The organism is Nocardioides limicola (assembly GCF_016827675.1).
GTDB classification, from domain to species: domain Bacteria; phylum Actinomycetota; class Actinomycetes; order Propionibacteriales; family Nocardioidaceae; genus Nocardioides; species Nocardioides limicola.
The window spans coordinates 1-21943 of the sequence record NZ_JAERJA010000003.1; the positions used below are offsets into that span (position 1 = coordinate 1).

22 protein-coding genes and 1 pseudogene are annotated in these 21943 nt (G+C 68.0%); 8 read left to right on the top strand and 15 right to left on the bottom strand.

All coding sequences use genetic code 11. The features are described from left to right. The 4 genes and pseudogenes from JKG67_RS07250 to JKG67_RS07265 form a co-directional block, all read right to left on the bottom strand. Positions 1 to 553: pseudogene (locus tag JKG67_RS07250) on the bottom strand (hypothetical protein); the annotation flags it as partial. Further along, complete coding sequence (locus tag JKG67_RS07255; RefSeq protein ID WP_203336634.1) at positions 550 to 1098, bottom strand: DUF6318 family protein; 549 nt, start codon at positions 1096 to 1098, stop codon at positions 550 to 552. The gene JKG67_RS07255 and the pseudogene JKG67_RS07250, both read right to left, overlap by 4 nt. Positions 1099 to 1271: 173 nt before the next feature. After that, complete coding sequence (locus tag JKG67_RS07260) at positions 1272 to 2201, bottom strand: hypothetical protein (RefSeq protein ID WP_203336635.1); 930 nt, start codon at positions 2199 to 2201, stop codon at positions 1272 to 1274. Between the two features lie 3 nt (positions 2202 to 2204). Further along, positions 2205 to 3140, bottom strand: a complete 936-nt coding sequence (locus JKG67_RS07265) for an alpha/beta fold hydrolase (RefSeq protein WP_203336636.1) — start codon at positions 3138 to 3140, stop codon at positions 2205 to 2207. Between the two features lie 164 nt (positions 3141 to 3304). On the opposite strand from JKG67_RS07265, the gene JKG67_RS07270 reads away from it, so the two are divergent. Next, positions 3305 to 5374, top strand: coding sequence for a sensor histidine kinase (locus tag JKG67_RS07270; protein WP_203336637.1), 2070 nt, complete (start codon positions 3305 to 3307; stop codon positions 5372 to 5374). A 2-nt stretch (positions 5375 to 5376) separates the two neighbouring features. Here the strand turns inward: JKG67_RS07270 and JKG67_RS07275 are convergent, their stop codons facing one another. Further along, on the bottom strand, positions 5377 to 6048 hold the full coding sequence (locus tag JKG67_RS07275) for a response regulator transcription factor (protein WP_238998135.1): 672 nt from the start codon (positions 6046 to 6048) through the stop codon (positions 5377 to 5379). Between the two features lie 146 nt (positions 6049 to 6194). On the opposite strand from JKG67_RS07275, the gene JKG67_RS07280 reads away from it, so the two are divergent. Then, entirely contained in the window at positions 6195 to 6560 is a 366-nt protein-coding gene (locus JKG67_RS07280; RefSeq protein ID WP_203336638.1) for a hypothetical protein, read from the top strand. Positions 6561 to 6676: 116 nt separating this feature from the next. Beyond that, positions 6677 to 6910, top strand: a complete 234-nt coding sequence (locus JKG67_RS07285; RefSeq protein ID WP_203336639.1) for a hypothetical protein — start codon at positions 6677 to 6679, stop codon at positions 6908 to 6910. Positions 6911 to 6930: 20 nt separating this feature from the next. On the opposite strand, the gene JKG67_RS07290 is transcribed toward JKG67_RS07285, so the two are convergent. Together JKG67_RS07290 and JKG67_RS07295 are read right to left on the bottom strand one after the other, a co-directional pair. Continuing rightward, positions 6931 to 7896 (bottom strand): helix-turn-helix transcriptional regulator, encoded by a 966-nt coding sequence (locus JKG67_RS07290; protein WP_203336640.1) that lies wholly within the window; start codon positions 7894 to 7896, stop codon positions 6931 to 6933. A 2-nt stretch (positions 7897 to 7898) separates the two neighbouring features. Then, entirely contained in the window at positions 7899 to 8813 is a 915-nt protein-coding gene (locus tag JKG67_RS07295) for a helix-turn-helix transcriptional regulator (RefSeq protein WP_203336641.1), read from the bottom strand. Positions 8814 to 9021: 208 nt separating this feature from the next. Between JKG67_RS07295 and JKG67_RS07300 the strand changes: the two genes are divergently transcribed. Both JKG67_RS07300 and JKG67_RS19045 read left to right on the top strand, forming a co-directional pair. Then, positions 9022 to 10026: an alpha/beta hydrolase gene (locus JKG67_RS07300; RefSeq protein WP_203336642.1), complete on the top strand. Its 1005-nt coding sequence runs from the start codon at positions 9022 to 9024 to the stop codon at positions 10024 to 10026. A gap of 51 nt (positions 10027 to 10077) precedes the next feature. After that, a complete protein-coding gene (locus JKG67_RS19045) occupies positions 10078 to 11100 on the top strand; it encodes a helix-turn-helix domain-containing protein (protein ID WP_203336643.1) in 1023 nt (340 codons plus the stop codon). A 53-nt stretch (positions 11101 to 11153) separates the two neighbouring features. Here JKG67_RS19045 and JKG67_RS07310 read toward each other — a convergent pair whose 3' ends face one another. Continuing rightward, the gene (locus tag JKG67_RS07310; protein WP_203336644.1) at positions 11154 to 12542 is read right to left on the bottom strand and encodes a hypothetical protein; all 1389 of its coding nucleotides are present in this window, start codon (positions 12540 to 12542) and stop codon (positions 11154 to 11156) included. A 327-nt stretch (positions 12543 to 12869) separates the two neighbouring features. Here JKG67_RS07310 and JKG67_RS07315 point away from each other — a divergent pair, with 327 nt between their 5' ends. The 3 genes from JKG67_RS07315 (at position 12870) to JKG67_RS07325 (ending at position 15008) form a co-directional block, all read left to right on the top strand. Then, entirely contained in the window at positions 12870 to 13181 is a 312-nt protein-coding gene (locus JKG67_RS07315) for a hypothetical protein (protein WP_203336645.1), read from the top strand. 103 nt (positions 13182 to 13284) lie between these two features. Beyond that, positions 13285 to 14349 carry a hypothetical protein gene (locus tag JKG67_RS07320; RefSeq protein ID WP_203336646.1) on the top strand — a complete coding sequence of 355 codons (1065 nt, stop codon included), beginning with the start codon at positions 13285 to 13287 and terminating at the stop codon, positions 14347 to 14349. A gap of 305 nt (positions 14350 to 14654) precedes the next feature. After that, complete coding sequence (locus JKG67_RS07325) at positions 14655 to 15008, top strand: hypothetical protein (protein ID WP_203336647.1); 354 nt, start codon at positions 14655 to 14657, stop codon at positions 15006 to 15008. 22 nt (positions 15009 to 15030) lie between these two features. On the opposite strand, the gene JKG67_RS07330 is transcribed toward JKG67_RS07325, so the two are convergent. The 7 genes from JKG67_RS07330 to JKG67_RS07360 form a co-directional block, all read right to left on the bottom strand. Beyond that, positions 15031 to 15657, bottom strand: a complete 627-nt coding sequence (locus JKG67_RS07330) for a hypothetical protein (RefSeq protein ID WP_203336648.1) — start codon at positions 15655 to 15657, stop codon at positions 15031 to 15033. A gap of 176 nt (positions 15658 to 15833) precedes the next feature. Continuing rightward, positions 15834 to 16226: a hypothetical protein gene (locus JKG67_RS07335; protein WP_203336649.1), complete on the bottom strand. Its 393-nt coding sequence runs from the start codon at positions 16224 to 16226 to the stop codon at positions 15834 to 15836. Positions 16227 to 16603: 377 nt separating this feature from the next. Next, entirely contained in the window at positions 16604 to 17347 is a 744-nt protein-coding gene (locus JKG67_RS07340) for a hypothetical protein (protein ID WP_203336650.1), read from the bottom strand. Between the two features lie 44 nt (positions 17348 to 17391). Next, positions 17392 to 17871 carry a hypothetical protein gene (locus tag JKG67_RS07345; RefSeq protein ID WP_203336651.1) on the bottom strand — a complete coding sequence of 160 codons (480 nt, stop codon included), beginning with the start codon at positions 17869 to 17871 and terminating at the stop codon, positions 17392 to 17394. Between the two features lie 275 nt (positions 17872 to 18146). Continuing rightward, positions 18147 to 19487: a hypothetical protein gene (locus tag JKG67_RS07350; protein WP_203336652.1), complete on the bottom strand. Its 1341-nt coding sequence runs from the start codon at positions 19485 to 19487 to the stop codon at positions 18147 to 18149. Between the two features lie 85 nt (positions 19488 to 19572). Next, complete coding sequence (locus JKG67_RS07355) at positions 19573 to 20160, bottom strand: GNAT family N-acetyltransferase (protein WP_203336653.1); 588 nt, start codon at positions 20158 to 20160, stop codon at positions 19573 to 19575. A 14-nt stretch (positions 20161 to 20174) separates the two neighbouring features. After that, on the bottom strand, positions 20175 to 21815 hold the full coding sequence (locus tag JKG67_RS07360) for a nuclease-related domain-containing DEAD/DEAH box helicase (RefSeq protein WP_203336654.1): 1641 nt from the start codon (positions 21813 to 21815) through the stop codon (positions 20175 to 20177). Between the last annotated feature and the right edge of the window lie 128 nt (positions 21816 to 21943).

The following is a 21943-nucleotide window of genomic DNA, read 5'->3' on the forward strand; positions in this document are numbered from 1 at the left end:
CGAACAACACCACCACCTGACGACTCGGCTCCGTATTCGTCGTATAGAAGTTCGTCTCCAACTGCACCAACGTCCACCCACGATCCGGCTCCACAAACAGCTCCGCCGCCGGCCACTCCAACCGCTCAAACGCCCGCTGCACCACCCCCGGCGTCACTGTCCCGATCTCAGCAAGATCCGTCTCGCCCAGACACGCCTGGCTGTGCCACGTCCAGGGGATCGCGTCACCTGCATCCTTGGGCCTCCACCAGAGGTTGAAGAGATGACCCTCAATGGCTCCCGAACACCGTCGAAGCCTCGTGCAGGCCTCCTGGAAAGTGAGGGAACCCTCGTCTGCGCAACTCGGGGTCCACCGCCAATCACGTTCCACACTCGTCTCAGCGATCATCACGTTCGCCTCAGCCGCCGACGTCACGCACTGAACCTTGGCACCGACGAGCCCCTGGGTCGACGCCTCACACTCGCCACTCGCCTCGCCTCCGTTGGCATGAGCAAGCGGCGGCGTCAACAGCAACGTGACGACAACCGCACCGAGGGCCCAGCGGCTGATCATGCGAAGGCCCCGTGATTACGCACGCTCCACTCGGTCCCTCGACGGACCAGTTCGACGAACTGGGTACTGGTTCCCCCATCCAAAGTGAGCACATCGCCGCCCTCTTCTTCGACGTACTCCGTGGGCGCTGTGGTCACTTCGAACTGCCACCCTCTGAGGTCGCCCGACCGAGACATGCGCTCGAAGTTCGCCAACGACCGCTCGCCACCAACGACGTAGCCGCCTGCTTCATGGATCCCAACGATCAGGTCGGCGGTCTCCTCGCACACCTCACAGTCGTGAGTCATCGCGAGGTAGTCACTCGGATCTCCCGTCTCGGCCATCCGGTCACCTGCGGCAAACCACCGGCGGATGAACTCCTCCGGGTCCTCCCGCTCCACCGGCTCCGCAGTCGGCTCCGGCTCCGGGTCCGGGTCCGGGGTAGGTGTCGGCGCGACGGTCGGCTCTGGATCAGGACGCGGATCATCGCCAGTACACGCAGATAAGGCACCGGCCATCGCCACAACAACGGCAGCGACGACAGCGATGCGACGTCGAAGAAGCACCCCAACCTCCCGAGCAAGGCAATCAGATACCGGCAGGCTACCCAGCCACACCGGACTCGCGAAACCCCACAGGCGATGCTGTGGACAACCCCCACCTCGGCGGGCCACAACCCCCACCTCGACCGGCCACAAACCCCACTTCGACCGGCCACAAACCCCACCTCGGCGGGGGGTCAGGGGCGGTGTCGGAGGTTCTCAGCCATCACGACCAGGAGAGGGGTGGTGAACACCAGGGTCAAGGCCACTGGCATCCCCCACGCGCCATAGCTGGCCCCGATGGCCACGGCAGCGCCCACGACCAGGGAGACCAGACCGACTCCCAGCGGCACCCAGGTCCCGACCCGCATCGCGAACCGCGCCTTGATCCACAGCGAGGCCATCCACAGCCAGCCGATGATCGCCAGCAGCATCGACAGCGACGCACCGGACACCAAGGGGTTCACCGGGAGCAGCGATACGTCGAAGCCTCCGGCCAGCAGAGCGGCGGGCTCCCAGGTCCCGTAGCGCAGGGCGCCGAGGGACCACAGTGCCGCGTAGCTGAGGGTGATCACACCGAACGCCGTTACGGCGACCGTCGGAGTCGTGGGGCGCCGTCTGTGATGGCTGCGCCAGGCGATGAACCCCCACAGGACGGCGAACACGGCCACCGATTCCCTGGTGCCGGGCTCAGCGCCGTAGACCATCACGGCGAGGTCGTCGTGGACCAGGTGCGCCGCGATGTCGAGAGTCACCGTGTCCTCGCCCGGGTTCTCGAGGACCAGCTGGTACGGCGTCCAGCCGCGGTCATCGCAGCAGGCGATCAGCTCGTTGACCGTGATTGCGCGGGCAGGACCGCGCTCGAGGGCCACTGCGCCGGCCTCGTCGACGAGTCGCAGCACCACGGGCCCATCGCCGGAGAGCCGCACGATCAACCGGTGGTAGTGCACGTCCCCGAGAAACTCCACCGAACCGCCACCCGGAATCGAGACCGCCTGGTCGACCAGATCGCCGTCACCGTGCGCGTGCGCCGGCGGACCGGCGACCATCGCCAGGCCCACCAGGGCCAACACCGTCAACGCCCGCGCCGTCCAACCGCCCTGGCGCCGACGGCCGACCTCGTCCATCGGTCAGCCCACCAGGTGCGCGAGGACGACCTTGGCCGCCCGCTCGGGGTCGTCGATCCACGGCAGGTGACCGGCCTCAGGCAGCATCTCGACCTCGGCGTGCGGCATCGCAGCCACGGTGCGCCGCGCGGTGGCCTCGGCGCCGAAGGTGTCGTCGGCTCCCCACAGGAAGCGGGTGGGCGCCTGCACCGCGGCCAGCACCGAGTCGGGGATGGTGATGGCACGGTCGAAACCCAGCGGACCGCCCAGCCCGGAGATCATCCGGACCTCGTGCGCCATCGTGTCGGTGTCCCGTTGCAGGGCGACGTACCAGTCGATGAACTCGGGACTGATCCGTCCGGCGTCGAGGCTGGCCCCGTGACCGATCTGGCGGAGCACCTGCCTGGCGGCCGTAGTGTTGGGGGGCAGTCTGTTGATCAGCGCGCCGAGGCCGGGAGTCATGATGAGCCGCATGAACGGCGGAGTCCGCATCTCCGGCGTGAATGCCGGACAGGCCATCTGCACCATCCGATCGAACCGCTGCGGATGCGCGGCCGCCGACCGGATGCCGACGTACCCGCCGAAGGATGAGACGACCAGGTGCGCGCGGTCGACGTCGAGTGCGTCGAGTACGTCGACGGCAAGCGTCTCGCCGTACTCGGCCAGGTTCTGTCGGTCGACCGGGCGGCGCAGCGGATCCGAGAGCCCGGTGCCCGGCCGGTCGACGACCAGGCACCGCAGCCCGGACAGCCGGGAGACCAGCTCCATCCACGTCGACCCGCTGTTCGGCCCGCCATGCACGAAGAGCACCGGCTCCCCCACCCCCACCTCCTGCACGCGCACGTCGACGTCGAGGGCGGGTAGATGCACCCGGCGTTCCATCGGCTCAACGCCCACGTGCGCCCACCAGCGCCGTTCCGCGTCGCGGTAGCGCTGTTCGCGGTCACTTCTCGGGCCCATCGGTCTCTCCTCACGTTCGGTATGCCGTCCTGTTCCCTCCACCCTGCGCCGGTACGACGCGGCGGGCGAGGGTGCACCCGCCCGGATTCGGCGGGTGCGCGCTGGTGGTGGATGGGGGTGCCAACACCACCGCGCGCCGGCGCCGAACGGCACATACTGAGGTGATGAGCAGCGATGAGGCCGACGTCCGAGCGGGCCGCATCGCCACGGGCCTGGCCGGCGTTTGCGTGCTGCTCGTGCTGGGTGGCGTGCTCTCCTATCTGGTCCGCGGCGCCCCGGGACGCGAGATGTTCGACGCCTGGCTGTTCCAGAACGCGCCGGTAGGGCTGTCCGCTGTCATCTTCGCGATGGCCCTGCGCAGCCAGCCCGGCAACCTGTCGGCGCGTTGGTTGTTCGCCGCGTCGGTCTTCGGGTCCGTTCACGTGGCCGCGGCGGCGGTCCTGTACGCCCGAGCTGAGGCCCATCCCGGACTACTGGAGGCAGTGCGGCGGGGCGAGGTGACCCTCGCGGAGCTTCCCGCGTCGGTGGTCTGGCCGCTGTGGCTGTTGGCCCTCTGGGTGTTCGCGGCAGGCATCCCGATCACCCTCGGGGTGCTGTACTTCCCGAACGGGGAGTTGCCGTCACCTCGCTGGCGGCCGGTGGCCTGGCTGGCTGGCACCGGAATGGTGCTGGGCTGGGCAGCCTTCGCCTGGGGCAACCGCCCCAGGTCCCAGCACGTGCCCGTCCTCGAATCCGTCCCTGCGGACGACCGGGTAGCACTGACTCTGTTGGCCGTCGGCCTGAGCGCCATCGGTGCGGCCGGACTGCTCACCGTGGCCTCACTGGTGAAGAGGCTGCGCAGCACCGACCCGGTCCAGCGTCGCCGGGTCCGGCCGGTGGTCATCACGGGTTCGCTGTTCGTGGCGGTGATGGTGCTGCTGTGGCCGTGGCAGGCGGTGTGGACGGTCGTCACCGTGCCGGCGGTGCTGCTCTTCTTCACTGTGCTCGGGTTGGGCATCACCCGCGGTGGTCTCTTCGACGTCGAGATCATCGTCAGCCGGGCGGTCACCGTGGCGGCCCTGAGCGCGGCGATCACCCTCACCTATCTGGCAGTGGTGATCGGCCTGGGCGGACTGTTCGGCATCCGCGCGAACCTGTGGCTCTCGGTCGCCGCCACCGCAGTGATCGCCGTGGGCTTCGAGCCGGTGCGCAAGCGGGTGCACGCCGCAGCGACCCGGCTGGTGCTGGGTGACCGACCCACGCCCTACGAACTGCTGGCCGACCTCTCGAACCGAGTCGCACGCGCTGACTCCACCGAGGAGGTGCTCGCCGAGGCGGTACGGCTGCTGGTCGAGACGACCGGCGCTGAGCGGGCCGAGATCCGCACGAAGTTCGGCAGCGTCTCGGAGTTCGCGTCAGGCGCGGGGGTGACTCCCCCACGCCCGGTGATGCACTCGGCCCCGATCGCCTTCACCGGCGAACTGCTGGGTGAGGTGCGACTGTTCGCGACCAGGAACGATCCGCTGCCGCCCAGCGACGAGGCGTTGCTGCGACAGGTCGCTGCGATGCTCGGGCCGGTGCTCCGCAACGCGCGACTGACCCGGGACCTGCACGACCGCATCAACGACCTGCGTGAGTCACGCCAACGCATCGTGACCGTGCATGACCAGGCGCGCCGCGCCCTCGAGCGTGACATCCACGACGGCGCTCAGCAGAACTTGCTGTCGTTGCGGATCAGGCTGGGTCTCGCCGCCACCATGGCCGAGCAGGACGGAAGCGCCGCGGGCACCATCGAGGCGCTGTCGACGGCCGCCGCCGAGGCCGAGGCAGCGATCGCGCAACTGCGAGACATCGCGCGTGGCCTGTTCCCACCGATGCTCGCCGAACAGGGCGTGGTCGAGGCGCTGCGCACCCACGCGCTGTCGGCCCCGGTGCAGGTCGAGGTGGTAGCCCCCGAGTTGGGCAGACTCAGCGCGGATGTGGAGGCCGCGATCTACTTCTGCTGCCTCGAAGCGATCCACAACGCGTGCAAGCACGCCCACCCGAGCAGGATCCGGATCGACATCGGCTCCAGCGAGCAGGTGGTGCGGTTCACCGTCGCCGACGACGGCACCGGCTTCGACACGGCGACGGCTCCGCGAGGCACGGGGCTGACCAACATGCGCGATCGGGTCGACGGCCTCGGCGGCAGCGTCAGCGTCGACTCAACGCCGGGCGGAGGGACCGTCGTACGCGCCGAACTGCCGCTCGGGTGACGTCAGCTCCGGGTCTCGGCGAGGTAGAGCAGCACCGCGCGCACCCGGCGGTGCACCTCGACGTCGTCGGGGCTCAACTCGAGCTTGGCGAACAACGCATTGATGTGCTTGGCGACCGCTCGTTCGGTCAGCGCCAGCGCCTCGGCGATGGTCACGTTCGCCGAGCCCTTGGCGATGTGGGCGAGGACCTCGTGCTCACGCGGAGTGAGCCTGCTGAGCAAGGATTCGCGTTTGCGTTGCCTGGCCGCCACCAGGGCGTCGACCACGACCGGATCGAGCATGGTCCCGCCCGCGTGGACCGCCTCGATCGCCTTGCGCAGTTCGACGACGTCGCCGAGTCGTTCCTTGAGCAGGTAGGCGCGACCCCTGGAGCCGTCCTGGAACAGCCGGAGTGCATAGCTCGGCTCGACGTACTGACTCAGTACGACGATGCCCACCTCGGGGTGGGTGACCGCGAGGTGCTCGGCGGCCCGGATCCCCTCGTCGGTCTGGCTCGGCGGCATCCGAATGTCGGTGAGCACCACGTCCGGTTCGAGCCGAGCCACCGCGTCGAGCAGGTCCGGCATCGTCGAGACGGAGTCGAGGAGTTCGATGTCCGGTTGGGTCGCCAGCAGCAGCCGGGTCCCTTCCCGCACCAGGTAGTTGTCCTCGGCGCAGACCAACCGGATCGTCATCCGGTCAGTATCGACCCCGTCGCCGGTCCGCGCAGCCGATGTCGGGGATGCCTGCACCACCGCAGATGCACACCACAGCGCCATTGGACCGCAGTCGATGCCGCAGCAGAGTCAGTAGCGACAACCACACGACGAAGGAGCCGACCATGAACAAGGGACGTTGGATCGCGGTGATCGTCGCCGGGGCAGTCGCGGCGATGGCCCTCGGACCTCAAGGGCCGCTCGGCGGATTCTGGGGTGCGGAGCCGGCGGGGGACGTCGGTATCACCGGTGCGCTCGCCGGAGGCTTCATCGCCTACGGGCTGATCGAGGGAGCCGGCTTCGGGGCGGGGCTGGCTTGGCTGGCGTTCGGCAGGCCTCTGCTCGGCCGCGGTGCCGACGCCACGGCCGCCTATCTCTCGATCGGCTGGCTGTTGGCCAGTGGTGGCCGCACGGTTCGCTGCACCAGTCGATCGGTCACGACAACTACGGCGCGCTGCTCGGGATCGAGTACGCGTTCCACGCAACGATGATCGTGGCCGCTGTGCTGGTCGCCTGGCATCTGGTCCGGGTCACCCAGGGCGCCGGTGCGGTGGCCGCAGCTAACTCGGTCGAGGCGCGGCACTGACGCGAGGAGTACGATGGGGTCATGGTCACGCGGGCCATCCGCAAGTCGATCCAGGCGCTGAGCGTCGAGGAGCGGCGGGAGTTGCTCGCGTTCATCGTGGAGAGCCTGGCCGAGGAACCCGTCGACGAGGCCGCCGGTGACACCGGCAAGGACAGCCAGGATGCCGCGCCTCGTATCCCGCGAACCAGCGGTCGCACTGCCTTGGAGCAGGCGATGGAGGAGTATCAGGCGACGGCGGGGATGCACGTCCGCTGACCGGCGACGCGTCGGTCGCGTCAGCGGCGATGGTGCTCCAGCAGTTGCCGCGCCAAACCCGGCCCCTCCGCGATCAGCGAGGCGGGCTCCGGCACCCGTACGTCGACCCCGCCGGCCAGCATCAGCAGGCCGACCCGCCATGCCACCGGCGGCAGCAGTTCGGCATCGACCTCGATCGTGTCGTCGGTGTCGTCGACGACGTAGTGCGCTTCGGCGTACTCGTCCAGTGCCCAGCGCGCGTCGTGTGGCAGCACCAGTCGCACCGTGGAGGTGCTCCGCTGGGCATCGAGCAGGGTCCTCAGGTCGGCGGGCGACTCGAAGATCTCGTCCAGCACCTCGACCTCTCGGATCCCGGTGAGCAGGAAGCTGCGGATGCTGCCGTCGTGCTGCACCGGTCCGGCGTCCACCTCCCAGCCACGGACGCTGGTCTGCATCAGCCGGTAGGGGTGGATGACGCGCTCGGTGACGCCGACGCGCCACTGTCGGGAGTAGACGATCCGGACGGCCCGGTGGTCGGTGGCCGCGGCCTGCAGGGTGTCCAGGTGCGGCGGTCGCCACGGCTGCGGCGCTGCCACCGAGCCGCCGTACAGGGTCTCGGCGATCACGTTGATGGCTGCCAGCAGGTCGGTGTCGTCGGGGTCCAGCTCCAGGGCACCCATCGCCGCGGTGTAGACCAGCGCCAGTTCGCTGGCGTCGAGGAGCTCCACGCCGAGGTCGTCGGGGGGATCCACGAGTTGCACGATCGAGGCGTCGTTGGGGTCGATGTCGTCGTCGCCGTCGCTGCCTCTGAACTGCAGCGCATGAGGCCGGGAGAGGCCGAGCAGGTCGGTGGCGAAGTAGGTGAGCAGGTCGTCACGGAGTTCGTCGTGGTCGACGCCGACCTCGTTGGCGAGCACACGCAGGGACACTCCGTGGGGATAGCTGGCCAGCCTGGCGAAGACCTCGGGGAGGCGCGCGATGCGGCGCACGTACTGCGGGGTGGCCATCCTCACTCCCCTGCCATCTCGGCGAGCTCGGCGAGCACCTCGGTGAGGAACTCGTCGGAGTCGACCACGGTCACCCTGGTGCCCAGCACGTACAGACGGGCCCGCATCGCAGCCCGGTTGGTGACCGTGTAGGTGAGCTCGACGGTGCCGTCACCGAGCACGCGCTCGCTGCGGGGGCGCTGGAGCCAGCGGATCGCGTCGGGCACGAAGTCGGCTGCCATCCGCAAGGTCACGTCGTACGGCGGGTCGACCTCCCAGCGCAGCGGGTGCAGGGTGAGCCGTTCGACGGTCGGCACTCGGCGGGCGCTGCCGGTTTCGCCGGCCACCACCTCGGCCATCCGGTCCACGACGAAGTTGAGCACCTTGCCGGGGCGATGGTCGACCTCGCCGGTGAAGTACCAGGTGTAGTTCTGGTGCTTCAACCCGGCCGGGTGCGCGAGTCGTTCCTTGCCCTTGTAGCGGAAGCTCAGCGTGGCGCGCTGCTCGATGGCGCGCACGATGGTGGCCAGGGCATCACCCACGGGTCGGGCGGCGACCCCGACACCGGTCGAGACGGTGCGGGCGCTGTCGGGGAGGCCGATCTTGTCGACAAGGTCGGCTCGATCGGCGATCAGGGCGGCGCGTTGAAGGGCGGCCTGCTGACGTGGGGTGAGCGAGACCCGGAGCCGGTTGTCGCCGGCGATCAATCGGTACCGGCCCTCAGACCCGGTGCCGCCGATGTTGTCGATCTGCCACCCGTGGTTGCGCAGATGCTTCAGATCTCGGCCGAGCTGGTCGTCGGCGTGGTCGCCGTCGAAGCCGGCGACCCGCTGCAGTTCCTTGCCCGAGACCCCCTGGTGCGGGGAAGCGCTGAGAACGCCGAGGACGCGCACCAGCCGCTCCATCGCTGCTCGTTTGCTCGCATCCCCACCCGCCACGCGGGTCAGTCTGCCCGATCGGCGGCGTGGGGTGGTCGGAGTTGGTGAATCCGGCCTGGGTGGTCGTGTGTGTCGAGCAGATAGGTCACCGATGTGCTGGGCCCGCCAGTTGGCGGGGAACGGGCCGGTGGTTCCCGCCACCAGAAGGGTTCCGTGGTGGTGGGTCGTGGCCGAGAGTGGAGGTCACCCGTTCACGAAGGAGTGACGCATGTCCAAGACGCCTACCGGCCGGATCTTCGCCGACACACCCGTCCGACCGCCGTTCGATCCTGAGCTCGCACCGGTGCTTGAGGTCCTGCAACAGATGGTTCCTCCCCTCTCCGACGACGTCCTCCCGGGGGTGCGACAGGGGTTTGCCGAGGGCTTCCCCGGGGTCGAGCCGGCGGACCTGAGCGCAGGTGGCGCGGTCAGGGTGGAGGAGCGCCAGGTGCCAGGGCCGGCGGGTGCACCGGACATCACGCTGCTGATCCTGAGCCCCGCGGAGGAGGCAGGTCCGCGGCCGGTGATCTACTACATCCACGGGGGCGGCATGGTGCTCGGTGACCATCGGCTCGGCGTCGACGTACTGCTGCCGTACGTCGCCGAGGGAAGCGCCGTGGTCGTGTCCGTCGACTACCGCCTTGCTCCCGAGCACCCCGATCCGGCGTTGGTGGAGGACTGCTACGCGGGGCTGGTCTGGACGGCGAAGAACGCCGCCGACCTCGGCATCGATCGACAGCGACTGATCATCGCCGGCACCAGCGCTGGTGGCGGGCTAGCGGCCGGTACGGCGCTGCTCGCGCGGGACCGGGCCTTCCCGACGCTGAGCCATCAGGTGCTCGTCTGCCCCATGCTCGATGACCGCTTCGAGACCCACAGCAGCCGGATGCTCGACGGGGAGGGGGTGTGGGACCGTGGCGACAACCTGTTCGGTTGGACGGCCCTGCTGGGTGAGCGGCGGGGCGGGCCGGACGTGTCGCCGTACGCCGCGCCAGCGCGCGCCGAAGACCTCACCGGCCTGCCGCGCACCTACATCGACACCGGCTCAGTGGAGTCGTTCCGTGACGAGGTGTTGAGCTACGCCAGCAGACTGTCCGAGGCGGGCGTCAGCGTCGATCTGCACATGTGGGGCGGCGGCTTCCACGGGTTCGACCTGATGGCACCGCATGCGGCGGTGTCCGGCGCCTCGATCGCGACTCGTGATGAGTTCATCCGGCGCGCACTCGAGAGCTGAGCATCCTGACCGATCCTCCGCTGGTGAGCGATACTGGTCCGGGAGGTTCACGTGCGAGATCTCATCGGCAAGCTTGAGGTTGTGGACGACGACACGGCCAGTGCTCTGCGCGTGATCGATCACTTCGATCATCTGCTCGAGGAGCGTGCGTCGAAGGCGGCAGTGGTCAGGGCCGTAGCGGTGATGGCCGGTTGCCCAGCTGGCCTGCACGATGCCGCTCACGCGCTCACTCGGCGGTTCGCGCCGAGCGGACGAGCACTCCCCATCGCACCCACCGACACGTGGCGACACGAGCCGATCCCTGGGCACCCCGGCTCATGGCTGTGGCTGGAGAGAACCGGCCCCGATGGACCGCTCGATGCGCTCATCGTTGAGCGTGCGGCTCGGGCGCTGCAGGCGCTCGCAGGGGACACGGCCGATCGCTCGACCATGGGGATGGTCAGGATCGCGTGCGACCTGAACGCTTCCGACGACGATCGACGCGATGCCGTCATGCGACTGGGGCTCCTTGGCCCGGTGACAGTGGTCGTCAGCAGGTCCATGGATCTGCAAGCGTCATTGAGGACCGCCTTCGGATCGGACCGCGTCGCACTCCTTCCGGGGACACCCACCGTCCCCGAGGGTATCCGTGCCGGCGTGTCTGTCGCACCGGAGCCTCTGGAGTTGCCGACCGCGCTCGAGCAGGCGCGGGTAGCGCTCCGGGTGGCAGACGAGGTGGACGGTTCTGCTCCCTCGTTGGTCACATACGAGGGCCTCGGGGCACTCGCGTGCGTTGTCGAACGGTTCACGCCGGAGGAGGCGGCCATGGTCGAGGACGTTCGACGCATCGACAACCTGCTCGCCGGCCATCCGTGGGTGATCCAAACCCTCCAGGCTGTGCTCGACCAGACGAGCCTGCGGCAGTCCGCGACCATGCTCCACCTGCACCATTCCACTCTCCAAGAACGGTTGACCTGGCTGAGCGCGGAACTCGGCTACTCGCCCTTGAAGGCCCGAGGGCGAACACGTGCTGGGGTGGCAGTGCTGCTCTGGCGGATCGCTCACTGCCGTGAGGAGCCCCCTCAGCCGCAGTGAGTCAGACGAGACCGTGACAAAGACTTGCCAGAGCATCCAACCGGCATCGACGATCAGTCGGCCATGAACTGCTCGCCGATGATGTCGCCAGCGGTGTTGGTGAGCAGGGTGACGTTGGCGGTGCCGCGGGGAGTGACCACCCTGGCCAGTCCGTGTGGGGTCCGCCACCGGTACACACCCAGCCCCAACTGGTCCAGGCGATACCCCAGATGTGTCTTGGCCCGGTGATGTCGCCGTGTCAACGGCGAGTCGTTGTGGTCGCCGGTCTGCCCGGGTGGACCATGCCCGTCATAAGGGACCGGATGGTCGTGATCGACCCGGACTCCGGGCAGGCTGCTCGAGTGCGGGAACACATCACCACAGGTCCGCAGTTCGGTACGCCGCTTCACCACTGTCGGATGCTCGTACCCATTGACTGCGTGCGTCTGGTTCAGATCGATCACCGGCGCCACCACGACGTCCCGACGCCCCAGCAGGTCAGCCACCTGGCCGGCCAGCATCGGACCGAACCCCTCCACCCGCGCCACCGAATCAGACAGACCCGTGACGGCGTCGGCAGACAGATGCACATAGATCATCGCCCGACCCCGAGGCCGCGAGGCCCGCTTCCCGTCAGCGTCGGCGCGTTCATCGGGGTGTTCATCGATTCCGTCCAGGAACGCCAACGCCTCCGCGGGCCGCCCCAACAACCCCATCGCATCAGCCCGCAACTGATCCATCGACGGCGCCACGTCGTAGTGGCCGTGGACAGCCAACGCCTGCGCCAACTCCTCCACCGCAGCGAAGAACTCCACCGCCTCGGCCTCATCGAGCCGACCCACCACCGACCGGACCCCCGCCGTCGACTCCACCTCATCGACCGCATCCCCTGGACGCGGCCGCGACAACCACACCCCACGCCTGACCCGGTTCGCCGCGATCCGCTCCTCATGCGCGACCCGGTCGGCCTCGATCACCTTCGCCTCCGCGATCACCAGGATCCGCGACGGCGACTCCGCCAACGCTGCCGCCACAGCCGCATCCACGATCGCGACCGCCTTCAGCGACAGCTGCCGCGACATCCGCGCCACCCGACACCCGACCCAGACCTCACATCGCAACGCCTGCAATCCCGCCCACACCCGCGGCAACCGATGCCGCAGGTCCAACGCATCCGCGGTCAGGTTCTGCGTCGCCACCACCCCAGCCCCACGAGCCACCGCGATCTCAGCGAAACACAGATCGTTGACCCCTGGCGTGCCCTCACCCCCCACCGTGACCAGCACCGGACCACCCCGACCACCCGCCAATGCACCGGGCTCGGCCTGCGGGTCACCCGAATGCACATCGGCCCACGCCAACAGACGCCTCAGATCGTCGACATCGCCCTGCCGCCTGGCCACCACCCCCGCCTGCGCGCACGCAAGGATCTCGCGCTTCTCACAGGGTCCCGAGCCGGCCATACCCCCGTATTGTATCGAACGTATGTTCGAGAGTCAAGGGTTTCTGGACACCAAGTTTGCGCCCGGCTCGAGGGAGACCTGTGGATGAACCCGAGGTACTCCCCTCGGCCTCGGGTAGCGTGATCCGCGACCAAGGGCCGCTCGCTGGCCCACCTACTCTCGGGGGTTGTTGTGTCGGGTTTCGAGGTTCAGCCGTACAACGTCTGGAAGGCCGGACGTGTGCATCTGATGGACATCGCTGGGACGTACCATGCGGCTCTCCTGCACAGCAATGCGGCGTGTGCGTCACCTCCAGCGTTACGCGGCCCGTATGGGCATGGTTCCGCGATGAGTGAGGAGTTCACCCAATTGGGGATGGACCTCAACGACTGGTTGCGCACCTCGATGCAGCGGCTCACCGAGACCGCCGAAGCCCTCGGGGCCACGGCCGAGGACTACGCGGACACCGACGCGGCTGTGGTCAACGACTTCGACCGGCGTCACGAGAGTTACGCACACCACGCACTCGACCCGCGCCCTGCCCCGGTACTCCCCCCAGCGCCGCAGCCGGTCACCCTGGCCGAGGAGGCCCAGCGCCGGATCGAGGAGTACGCCGAGTCTGACGGCGTACTGGACGAGTTCGGGAGGCGGCTGCGATGAGTGATCATCTGGCATGCTGCGGCGATTCCCTGAAGGTCGACCGATGGACGTCCTGAGCAGCTACGCGTCGCACTTCCCCGGTGAGCTCTCCTACAACTCCGCGGTGACCCGTGCCCGTGCCGACCTCGAGGAAGCATTGGCCGCCTCCTGGGTCAGCCGGACCTTCGAGGTGGTGCGCCGATCGCCGGTGCCGGATCCCTTTGTCACCTACACCGCTCACAAGCAAGGTGCGATTTCACCCGTCAGCGGATACGGGTCCTACATGGTGCCGTACCGCTGGGATGGGCACGACGGACTTCCGAACCTGACTCCGTGGGAGCACTGCCGCTTCTTCCAGCATTTCACCTCGGGCGGGGCGCCGCTTGCCTATCGATCGGTGACGTGCCAGTGCAACTTCGGCGAGGTGCTGACCAAGGCCGAGGAACTCGCACGCCTCACCTCCCATGAGCTCACCCGCACGTTGCCGGTCTATCCCGAAGAGTCAGTCTCGCGCTTGGACAGTGTGATCGAGTCCTATGCCCGCCTTGCCGCGACTCTGGGAGCGAGTGTCGGTGAGTCGTCGGGCGACAGCCTGATCAGCATTGAGTTCGCCGAGATCGGCCAACTCACCGATCGTTGGGTGAACGGGGATTCGGTGGCAGGGGCCGCCTTCAAGAACAACTTCCTCATTCCCGCCAGACTCAACCACATCCACCTGCGCAACATCGCCATCCACCTGCACTACCTCGCCGTCGCGAAGCGGGTCCAGGTGATCAGTTCACGGCTGAACGTCCTGTCGATCCTGCACGCCGCGATCACTGCCGCCGGCGAGACGAGTCAGGCGACCGCCATGGTGGAGGACATGGATCTGCGGAAGCTGATCGGGCTCGCGGCCAACGCCATGAGCTCGCCCCCCACCGAGGTCATGAGCCTGATCAGCACAACCCTCGGATTAGTTGAGAGTGGGGAGACTCTCAAGCAATCCACCACGCAGATCCTCACCTACGACGTCCCTGAACACGATCCGAATCAGATCGCTCATGCACTCGCCACGGATCTCTCGGCTGCCGGCGCTCACGCGGATGACGCCGAACAGGGGATAGCTGCACGGATGGCTCAAGTCATCGAACTTGTCGAATCACTCTCGGCCAGCGACCTCACCGTCCCTCACATGGGGGCGCGTCAATGACGGCCCTCCGTCCGCTCATCGCCGTACTTTTCGGGCTCATCCCGCTGCTGTTGAGCGGCTGCTACACCTCGAGCACTTCCGTTCCCCCACCCCCTCAGTTCAAGCGGTCCTTCGATGACTACTGCTCTCAAACCCGTCTCGCGGAGATCGCCGATCTAGTGCTCACGTTTGACGGGGCGGTCGAAGTCGAACAATCCGCGTGGCCCGGTCCGGTCCGTTGTAGCGAACCGTGGGGCGACCAGGCCTTGCGGCAGCACGGAGCAGAGTTCCAAGTCGAGGCAAGCCTTGCAACTCCGGGACGGCCGATGCGGTGGTTTGAGCCAAAGCTTCGCTTCGACCCTGGCCCGCGAGCAGAAAGAATCTGGTTCACCGACGGCGAGAAGATCGAGCTCGCTGGCTGGGACCGGGCTCGACTGTCCAGCGTATCGACGATCGACGGCAGCCAACGTGAAGTCAGCCTCGCGGCTCGACTTGCTGACCTCGATGTCAACGTGTGGATCAGGCTCGTACATCCCGACCACACCTGGACCAGGAAGTACGGGCCCCCGCGAGCCACCTACGACGACGGCTTCCAGCAGCGGGTCGTCGACTTCGCCATCGGCGTCGCCGAGGACCTCCGCGAAGCCCTCCGCATCCCCGAGGATGACCTCGCCGACTAGGACAGTCCGGGCTCGTGTCCCTTCACGATTGTTGGCTCGTCTCGTGGTCGCCACGCAACAACGCCACCGCAGGGCCCAGTAGATACTCCGCCCGCCGCTCCGGCGCCAACCGAGCCAACGTCTCCATCACCTCCGCCACCACCCCCGGACGGTCATAGGTGAAGTCATACAAGAAGATCGACCCCTCACCCGGACGCCCGTACAACGGCACCACCCCCCGCACCCGCCGCCACGAATACGACGACGCACCCGGAACCCCCACAACCCGCAGACCCGCAGGAGACTCCTCCACCCGCACCGCCACCAACTCATCCCACCCCAACTCAGCATCAAAGATGTCCCCACGCACCCGCACCCCCGCCGGCGACAACACCGTGCACGGACGCCGCACCAAGGCCATCGAGCCGTACCAGGCCAATGCGAGAGCGGCGACTGCCGCGACGACTGCCCCGCTCCGGTACACAAGATTCGTGGAGATCTGAAGCACCGCGACATTGGCCACTGCACCGGAGATGCCACTGGGAACGCAAGCAACCTGCATCCGGCGTTGGTGCCTCAGCACCAACTTGTCGCCGACCACCTCCAGCCGGCGACGCGCCCGACTGTCTCCCGACCGGAGACTGCCAGCGAGAGCAATCGGTGCTGCCACGCCCACGACGGAAGCCAATAGGACGACGAGCCACAACTGGCCATCCGAGCTGGCGTACCTATATCCAAAGAGCGCCACGCCTGCCGCGGCACCGGCCGTGCCTATCCAGAGCCATCGCACCCACGGCTTCACGAAAGTCCCCCTCCCAACCCGACGAACTCCACCGCCCACACGATTCAGGACTCCCGGATCGTCTCGTGGTCGCCACGCAACAACGCCACCGCAGGGCCCAGTAGATACTCCGCCCGCCGCTCCGGCGCCAACCGAGCCAACGTCTCCATCACCTCCGCCACCACCCCCGGACGGTCATAGGTGAAGTCATACAAGAAGATCGACCCCTCACCCGGACGCCCGTACAACGGCACCACCCCCCGCACCCGCCGCCACAAATACGACGACGCACCCGGAACCCCCACAACCCGCACACCCGCAGGAGACTCCTCCACCCGCACCCCGACCAACTCATCCCACCCCAACTCAGCATCAAGGATGTCCCCACGCACCCGCACCCCCGCCGGCGACAACACCGTGCACGGGCGCCGCAACACTGCGATACACAGACTGATCATGGCCGCCGGAGTCAGCAGTAGGACCATCCAGGCACCCACGATAAAGATCGGATTCGTCGTATCGAGCGCGATGGCGAGAGCTCCGGCCCACATGAAGAGCACAGAGGCCACCCCCGCCGCATGGGTCGCCCTTCTGTGCCTCACCACAATGTCTTCACCGATAACCACCACCCGTCGATACGTCCGCGATGATCGACCTTCCACGCTGCCTGCGATAGCAAAAGGCAAGGCCATCCCCGTGAATGACGACGTGGCCACGAGCAGAGAGAGCTCACCCACACCCAGAAACGCGAACAGGCCAGTGAGCCCCAGCCCGACCACGGCGCACCCCCAGGCCCAGAGGGTCCTCGATCTCGCCTCCGCCTCCATCGAGCCTGTCATGCCTGACTCGTCTCGTGATCGCCACGCAACAACGCCACCGCAGGACCCAGTAGATACTCCGCCCGCCGCTCCGGCGCCAACCGAGCCAACGTCTCCATCACCTCCGCCACCACCCCCGGACGGTCATAGGTGAAGTCATACAAGAAGATCGACCCCTCACCCGGACGCCCATACAACGGCACCACCCCCCGCACCCGCCGCCACGAATACGACGACGCACCCGGAACCCCCACAACCCGCACACCCGCAGGAGACTCCTCCACCCGCACCGCCACCAACTCATCCCACCGCAACTCAGCATCAAAGATGTCCCCACGCACCCGCACCCCCGCCGGCGACAACACCGTGCACGGACGACGCCAAACGGCGCACAGATACGACCAAGCAACGGGAACCGCGACAATCAGACCGGCCACGATAATGCCGGTGAGCACGGCGTTCGGTCGCTGGGAGAGTGCGACAACACCGGCGAGCGCGAGCAGGGCGAAAGCGGAAATCATGGCCACGTGCGTGGCGCGCCGATGCGACACGACGACTTCCCTTGCACTCGGTCGAACCCGCCGAGCTCTGGGCTGCCCCCGACGCCGACGCCAGGCCGACAACTCCAACACCCCGAGCGCTGCTGCGAAGCACAGTCCGACAACGGGGACGGCGAGCGACACATCGCCATCGATGTAGAGGAAAACGAAGAACCCCGCCAAGGCAGTGCAGGCGACAGCAACGATCCAACCCACCTTCACTGCGACCGCCCCTCCTGACCAACGAACTCCAACGCCCACACGATTCAGGACTCCTGGATCGTCTCGTGGTCGCCACGCAACAACGCCACCGCAGGGCCCAGTAGATACTCCGCCCGCCGCTCCGGCGCCAACCGAGCCAACGTCTCCATCACCTCCGCCACCACCCCCGGACGGTCATAGGTGAAGTCATACAAGAAGATCGACCCCTCACCCGGACGCCCATACAACGGCACCACCCCCCGCACCCGCCGCCACAAGTACGACGACGCACCCGGAACCCCCACAACCCGCACACCCGCAGGAGACTCCTCCACCCGCACCGCCACCAACTCATCCCACCCCAACTCAGCATCAAAGATGTCCCCACGCACCCGCACCCCCGCCGGCGACAACACCGTGCACGGGCGCCGCAACAGGGACAGCAGGTAACTCCATGCGAGGAACGGCGCCACGGGCGCGACGAGCAGGGCAAGGCTGCGGTACACAGGGTTGGCTACCGCGATGAGCGCCACAACAGCGCCCACCACACACGCCAACGCGCTCACGAGAAAGGCGAAGTGGGTCCCCCACTGATGCCGCAGGACCACCTCGCCGGCCTCCACCTGGACCCGCCGATTGGCGCGAGCCGAACGCGGCCGGTGAGTGCCTGATATCGCAATGGGAACGAACACGCCAACGATGGAGCCTGCTAGAAGCATCGCCCAACCTTGCCCGCCCTGCCTCAGGTGGAAGAAGCCCAAGAAGAGAAGCATCGACATCCCAAACGCTGCGACGATCCACGCGTTGCGCGCCCACGGCTTCAAGACAACCCCCCTCCCAACCGGACGAGCTCCAAGGCGGACTCCGCGTCAGCGGCCGTCATGTCCTCACGGGCCATACTCAACCCCAGCGCCAACAGAGCCGCCTCGGTGACCAGCTTGGCGGCGCTTTCGGACACCGCCGACAAGATGAGCAAGACCAGCGCCCCTGCCGTCCCGAAGTCACCTGGCGCGGGCTTGTCAGCGGCTTCCTCGAAGTCCTCGGCGATGGTGAGCAGCCGCCCTTCAGCCTGCTTGATCCGGTCCGGATCCAGCCGCAACTCACGGGCGGAGACTCCGTGGCGGTCGCGCAGTTTCGCTAGGACTTCGGCTTCACGCCGCTGTGCCAACTGTTCCTGTTGGCCCCAGGCATCCCAGGCAGCGTCCACCCCGGCATCAGTCGTGGCACCGGCAAGCGCCGCTCCAAGAAGGGCCGTGCCGACCCTGACCCCGGGATGGGGGATGACACTGGCCAGCCGGGCGACGGCCGTCGCAGCCCCCAGTGCAGCCCCCTGCGACGCGGCCGCCTGCGCCAGCGACTCCCCGCTCTGCCGGTCCGCATAGAGCCCGTGCGCCAATGCCAGAGCACCCAAGCCACCCACTCCCACGCGTACACCGCGGGGCAGTTTCGACTTCGCGTCCGCTGCAGCCGCCGCCCGGTCGGAGTCCAGGGCTTCGTCGATCAAGCCATACAGGTGGCCCGCATGCTGCGCCGGGTATCGTCCCGCACTCGTCAGCGCGGCTACATGGTCACGGCTCCGTTGGGCGTCGGCCAGGTGGCCCTTGGCGATCTCGGCCCACCGGGAGGAGTGCAGGTGCAGCGCTTCGGACGCACCCACCGACATCAGGTTCATGGTCAGGTTGATCAACTCGGCACTCACCCCGCGAGATGCCTCCGCCGTGCCCTCGAACGCGATCCGCCAGTCAGTGACGACCTCCTCATACTCAGCGACCGCCTTGTCCCAGGCGGCCACCAGCGCCGGATCACCGGAAGCGGGTGGCAGCACTCCGTCGTCGGTGAGCGTGAGTCCCGCCAACTGCGCCTCGGTCCGGATCCGCAGCAGTTGCTGGTTCGACGTGCGAAGGGCCACACCCAGCGCGGCCACGTGTCGGCCCGCGGACTTGGCCACCTCGGCGAACCCATCCGCAGCCCGGGCCAGTTCCTTCGCCCTGAGTCCGAACAGTTCACCCGCCTCGCTCGCGAAAGCCAGGGCCAGGGCGATGCGCTCACCCACGACAGCGTCCGCGAACTCCGTCGCGGCGGGTGTCACCCGATCAGCCATGAAAGCGTCCACAGCGTGGAAGTCCTCGGGCCGGCCCGGCAGCCTGGTCCGCAACATCATCTGACACCTCCGAGATAGGTGCCACGATCGTAGTGCGCCAGGCCGCCCACACTCTGTCTCTATCCACAACATCGCACCCGCCGGACTAGCGAGGTGCGGATGAGTGGCGCCGCATCACCAGTCGCGGGAACCCACTGAACTCGAAGCCCGCGTCCGCGGCCTTGGTGAAGCCCGCACCTTCGAAGAGTGCCCGAGTGCCGACGTACGCCATCGTCTTGTGCACCGACTCCCCCTGGTTGTCCACCGGGTAGCCCTCGATGATCTCCGCGCCACAGGCGGTCGCATGCTCCACCGCCCCGGCCAGCAGGGCGTGGGTGATGCCGCGCCCACGGTGCCCGCCTCGGGTGTGGAAGCACCACACGCTCCACACCGGTTCGTCGTCCAGATGAGGGATCTTGCTGTTCGCCCTGGCGAAACTGTTGAGCTCCGCCCGCGGAGCGACGCCGGCCCAACCGACCGGGGTGTCACCGTCATAGGCGAGTACGCCGGGAGCCAGCGGGCCCGCGCACAACTGGCGCACGTACTCGCCCCTGGCCGGACCGATCAACTCGCGATTCAGCGCCGAAGGGATCCGGTAGGACAGGCACCAGCACACGTTCGCGTCCGGCCGTCGCGGCCCGATCACCGCCGCCACGTCCGCGAACACATCCGCCGGCCGCACCTGGAAGTCCATGCTCCGATCGTGCCTCATACACCGAGCCGTGTGGCCACCTCCTGGCCGCCGACCGCACGCACCAGCGCCGGATCCCCCACGACCACCAACTGGTCGGTGGCCCGGGACATGCCGACGTACAACTTCTCTCGGGCCCGCTCCCCGTCGCCGAACCCGTTCAGGCACAGCACCACGACCTTGCGCTCCAGCCCCTTGCAGCCGAGCACATGGCCGTAGAACACCTGATCCGGGTCCCAGTAGCTGCGCCAGTAGCCGTCCTGGCCGCCCGACTCGGTGCGGGCGATCTGCTCCGGATGCCGAGCCCCGGTGGTGAGCAGGCACAGGTGTGCCGGCGCCCACCCCTCGTCGAGCAGTCGATCGATCTCGTCGTCGGCGGCGTCGAGGGCCGCATCGCTGCCGATGAATCGCACCTGCGGGCCCTCGCCGCCGCGTGCATACATCCGGCTCGGCGCCATCGGCGCGAACACCTCATGGATCTGTCGGGTGTTGCGCAGGTTGTGGTCGAGCACCAGCGGCACCAGCTCCACCGGCGGCCGCCCGAAGCGGGCGAAGATCCGCTGATTCTCATCGGAGTAGACGTACACCCCACCCTCCTCCTCGTCGCGCAGCGCACCCAGGATCGGCCGCCACCAGGAGTCGGCGAAGTCCTGGGCCTCGTCCACGATCACCGCGTCGTACCGGTGCCCGTCAGCGAGGCCGGCCGCCAGTTCTGCCATCAAGTCAGGCAGCCCGGTCTCCCAGAAGTGTCCGTCCTCGCGGTTCCCGTCCGGGGCACCCCACTGGGAGCCGAACTCGTGGAACGTGCCCACGAACGCCGGCCGCTCCCGCCGCCGCCAGGACGCCACCTGGCGCTTCAGATGCTCGGCCAGCCCGATCGAGTAGCACAGCAGCGCCACCCGCTGCGGTGCCCGGCCGCCGCGCCCCAGCGTCAACTCCTTGGCCTGCTGCAACGCCAGTACGGTCTTGCCGCTGCCCGCCCCACCGCGCACCTCGACGCGCGGCAGCAGTCGGGTCACCCGCAGCAGGGTCGCCTGCTCCTGGGTGAGCCGGTCCGCGGTCGCCTCGCGACCCTCAGCCTCGGCCACCGGGTCGTACGGCGTCGGGGTGCCGGTGAGGATGTCCACGATCGCGGTCACGTCGTCGTACGACGGCGCTCGTTGTCCGTGGTTGAGGTCGGCGCCGTTGCGGCGTACCCGCGCCGCAAGCGACCCCAGGTCGTCGCGGTCGTGAAGGGCCCAGCGTGGCAGTTCGGGCACCGCGAACTCGGCAGCGAAGCTCGCGTGCGGCGCTGCCACGCCGTGTGCCCAGGCCACCCGGGTGCGGCTCCCCCAGCGGGGGCTGCCCTCGACGTAGCGGCGCAGCGAGTACTTCGCATCGCGCGCCTGGGCGACCGGATTGATCCGAGTGTCGGCGCCACGACGCTTGATCCACCAACCGTCGTCGTACCAGACCGAGCCGCCCTTGACCTCCAGGACCACCACCCCGACATCGGGCATCAGCACCACCAGGTCGGCCTCGTGGTCCTTCGACTCATCGGTGAGGCGCAGGTTCGCCAGCAGCACGTCATCGGGGCCGAGCTCGTCACGCAGGCGCTCCCAGACCTGGCGCTCGGATTCGGTGGTGAAGGACGGCTGCTCCGGGATCAGCAGGGGCATGCGCCTCAGCCTGCCAAAGAGGGCCGACACACGCGGCGGGTTCGCGGCCCATTGACCCTGTCCCGGACCGGTTCTAGCGTGGGACTGCTCACCACCACCTCAGCCGAGGCGGCGTCCTGCACCCGAAG

What these genes read in the sequence shown, in the direction of transcription:
- JKG67_RS07260 (WP_203336635.1), bottom strand. Translation starts at nt 2,201, where the DNA reads ATGGACGAGGTCGGCCGTCGGCGCCAGGGCGGTTGGACGGCGCGGGCG.
- JKG67_RS07265 (WP_203336636.1), bottom strand. Translation starts at nt 3,140, where the DNA reads ATGGGCCCGAGAAGTGACCGCGAACAGCGCTACCGCGACGCGGAACGG.
- JKG67_RS07270 (WP_203336637.1), top strand. Translation starts at nt 3,305, where the DNA reads ATGAGCAGCGATGAGGCCGACGTCCGAGCGGGCCGCATCGCCACGGGC.
- JKG67_RS07275 (WP_238998135.1), bottom strand. Translation starts at nt 6,048, where the DNA reads ATGACGATCCGGTTGGTCTGCGCCGAGGACAACTACCTGGTGCGGGAA.
- JKG67_RS07280 (WP_203336638.1), top strand. Translation starts at nt 6,195, where the DNA reads ATGAACAAGGGACGTTGGATCGCGGTGATCGTCGCCGGGGCAGTCGCG.
- JKG67_RS07285 (WP_203336639.1), top strand. Translation starts at nt 6,677, where the DNA reads ATGGTCACGCGGGCCATCCGCAAGTCGATCCAGGCGCTGAGCGTCGAG.
- JKG67_RS07290 (WP_203336640.1), bottom strand. Translation starts at nt 7,896, where the DNA reads ATGGCCACCCCGCAGTACGTGCGCCGCATCGCGCGCCTCCCCGAGGTC.
- JKG67_RS07300 (WP_203336642.1), top strand. Translation starts at nt 9,022, where the DNA reads ATGTCCAAGACGCCTACCGGCCGGATCTTCGCCGACACACCCGTCCGA.
- JKG67_RS07310 (WP_203336644.1), bottom strand. Translation starts at nt 12,542, where the DNA reads ATGGCCGGCTCGGGACCCTGTGAGAAGCGCGAGATCCTTGCGTGCGCG.
- JKG67_RS07315 (WP_203336645.1), top strand. Translation starts at nt 12,870, where the DNA reads ATGAGTGAGGAGTTCACCCAATTGGGGATGGACCTCAACGACTGGTTG.
- JKG67_RS07325 (WP_203336647.1), top strand. Translation starts at nt 14,655, where the DNA reads ATGCGGTGGTTTGAGCCAAAGCTTCGCTTCGACCCTGGCCCGCGAGCA.
- JKG67_RS07335 (WP_203336649.1), bottom strand. Translation starts at nt 16,226, where the DNA reads ATGATCAGTCTGTGTATCGCAGTGTTGCGGCGCCCGTGCACGGTGTTG.
- JKG67_RS07350 (WP_203336652.1), bottom strand. Translation starts at nt 19,487, where the DNA reads ATGATGTTGCGGACCAGGCTGCCGGGCCGGCCCGAGGACTTCCACGCT.
- JKG67_RS07355 (WP_203336653.1), bottom strand. Translation starts at nt 20,160, where the DNA reads ATGGACTTCCAGGTGCGGCCGGCGGATGTGTTCGCGGACGTGGCGGCG.
- JKG67_RS07360 (WP_203336654.1), bottom strand. Translation starts at nt 21,815, where the DNA reads ATGCCCCTGCTGATCCCGGAGCAGCCGTCCTTCACCACCGAATCCGAG.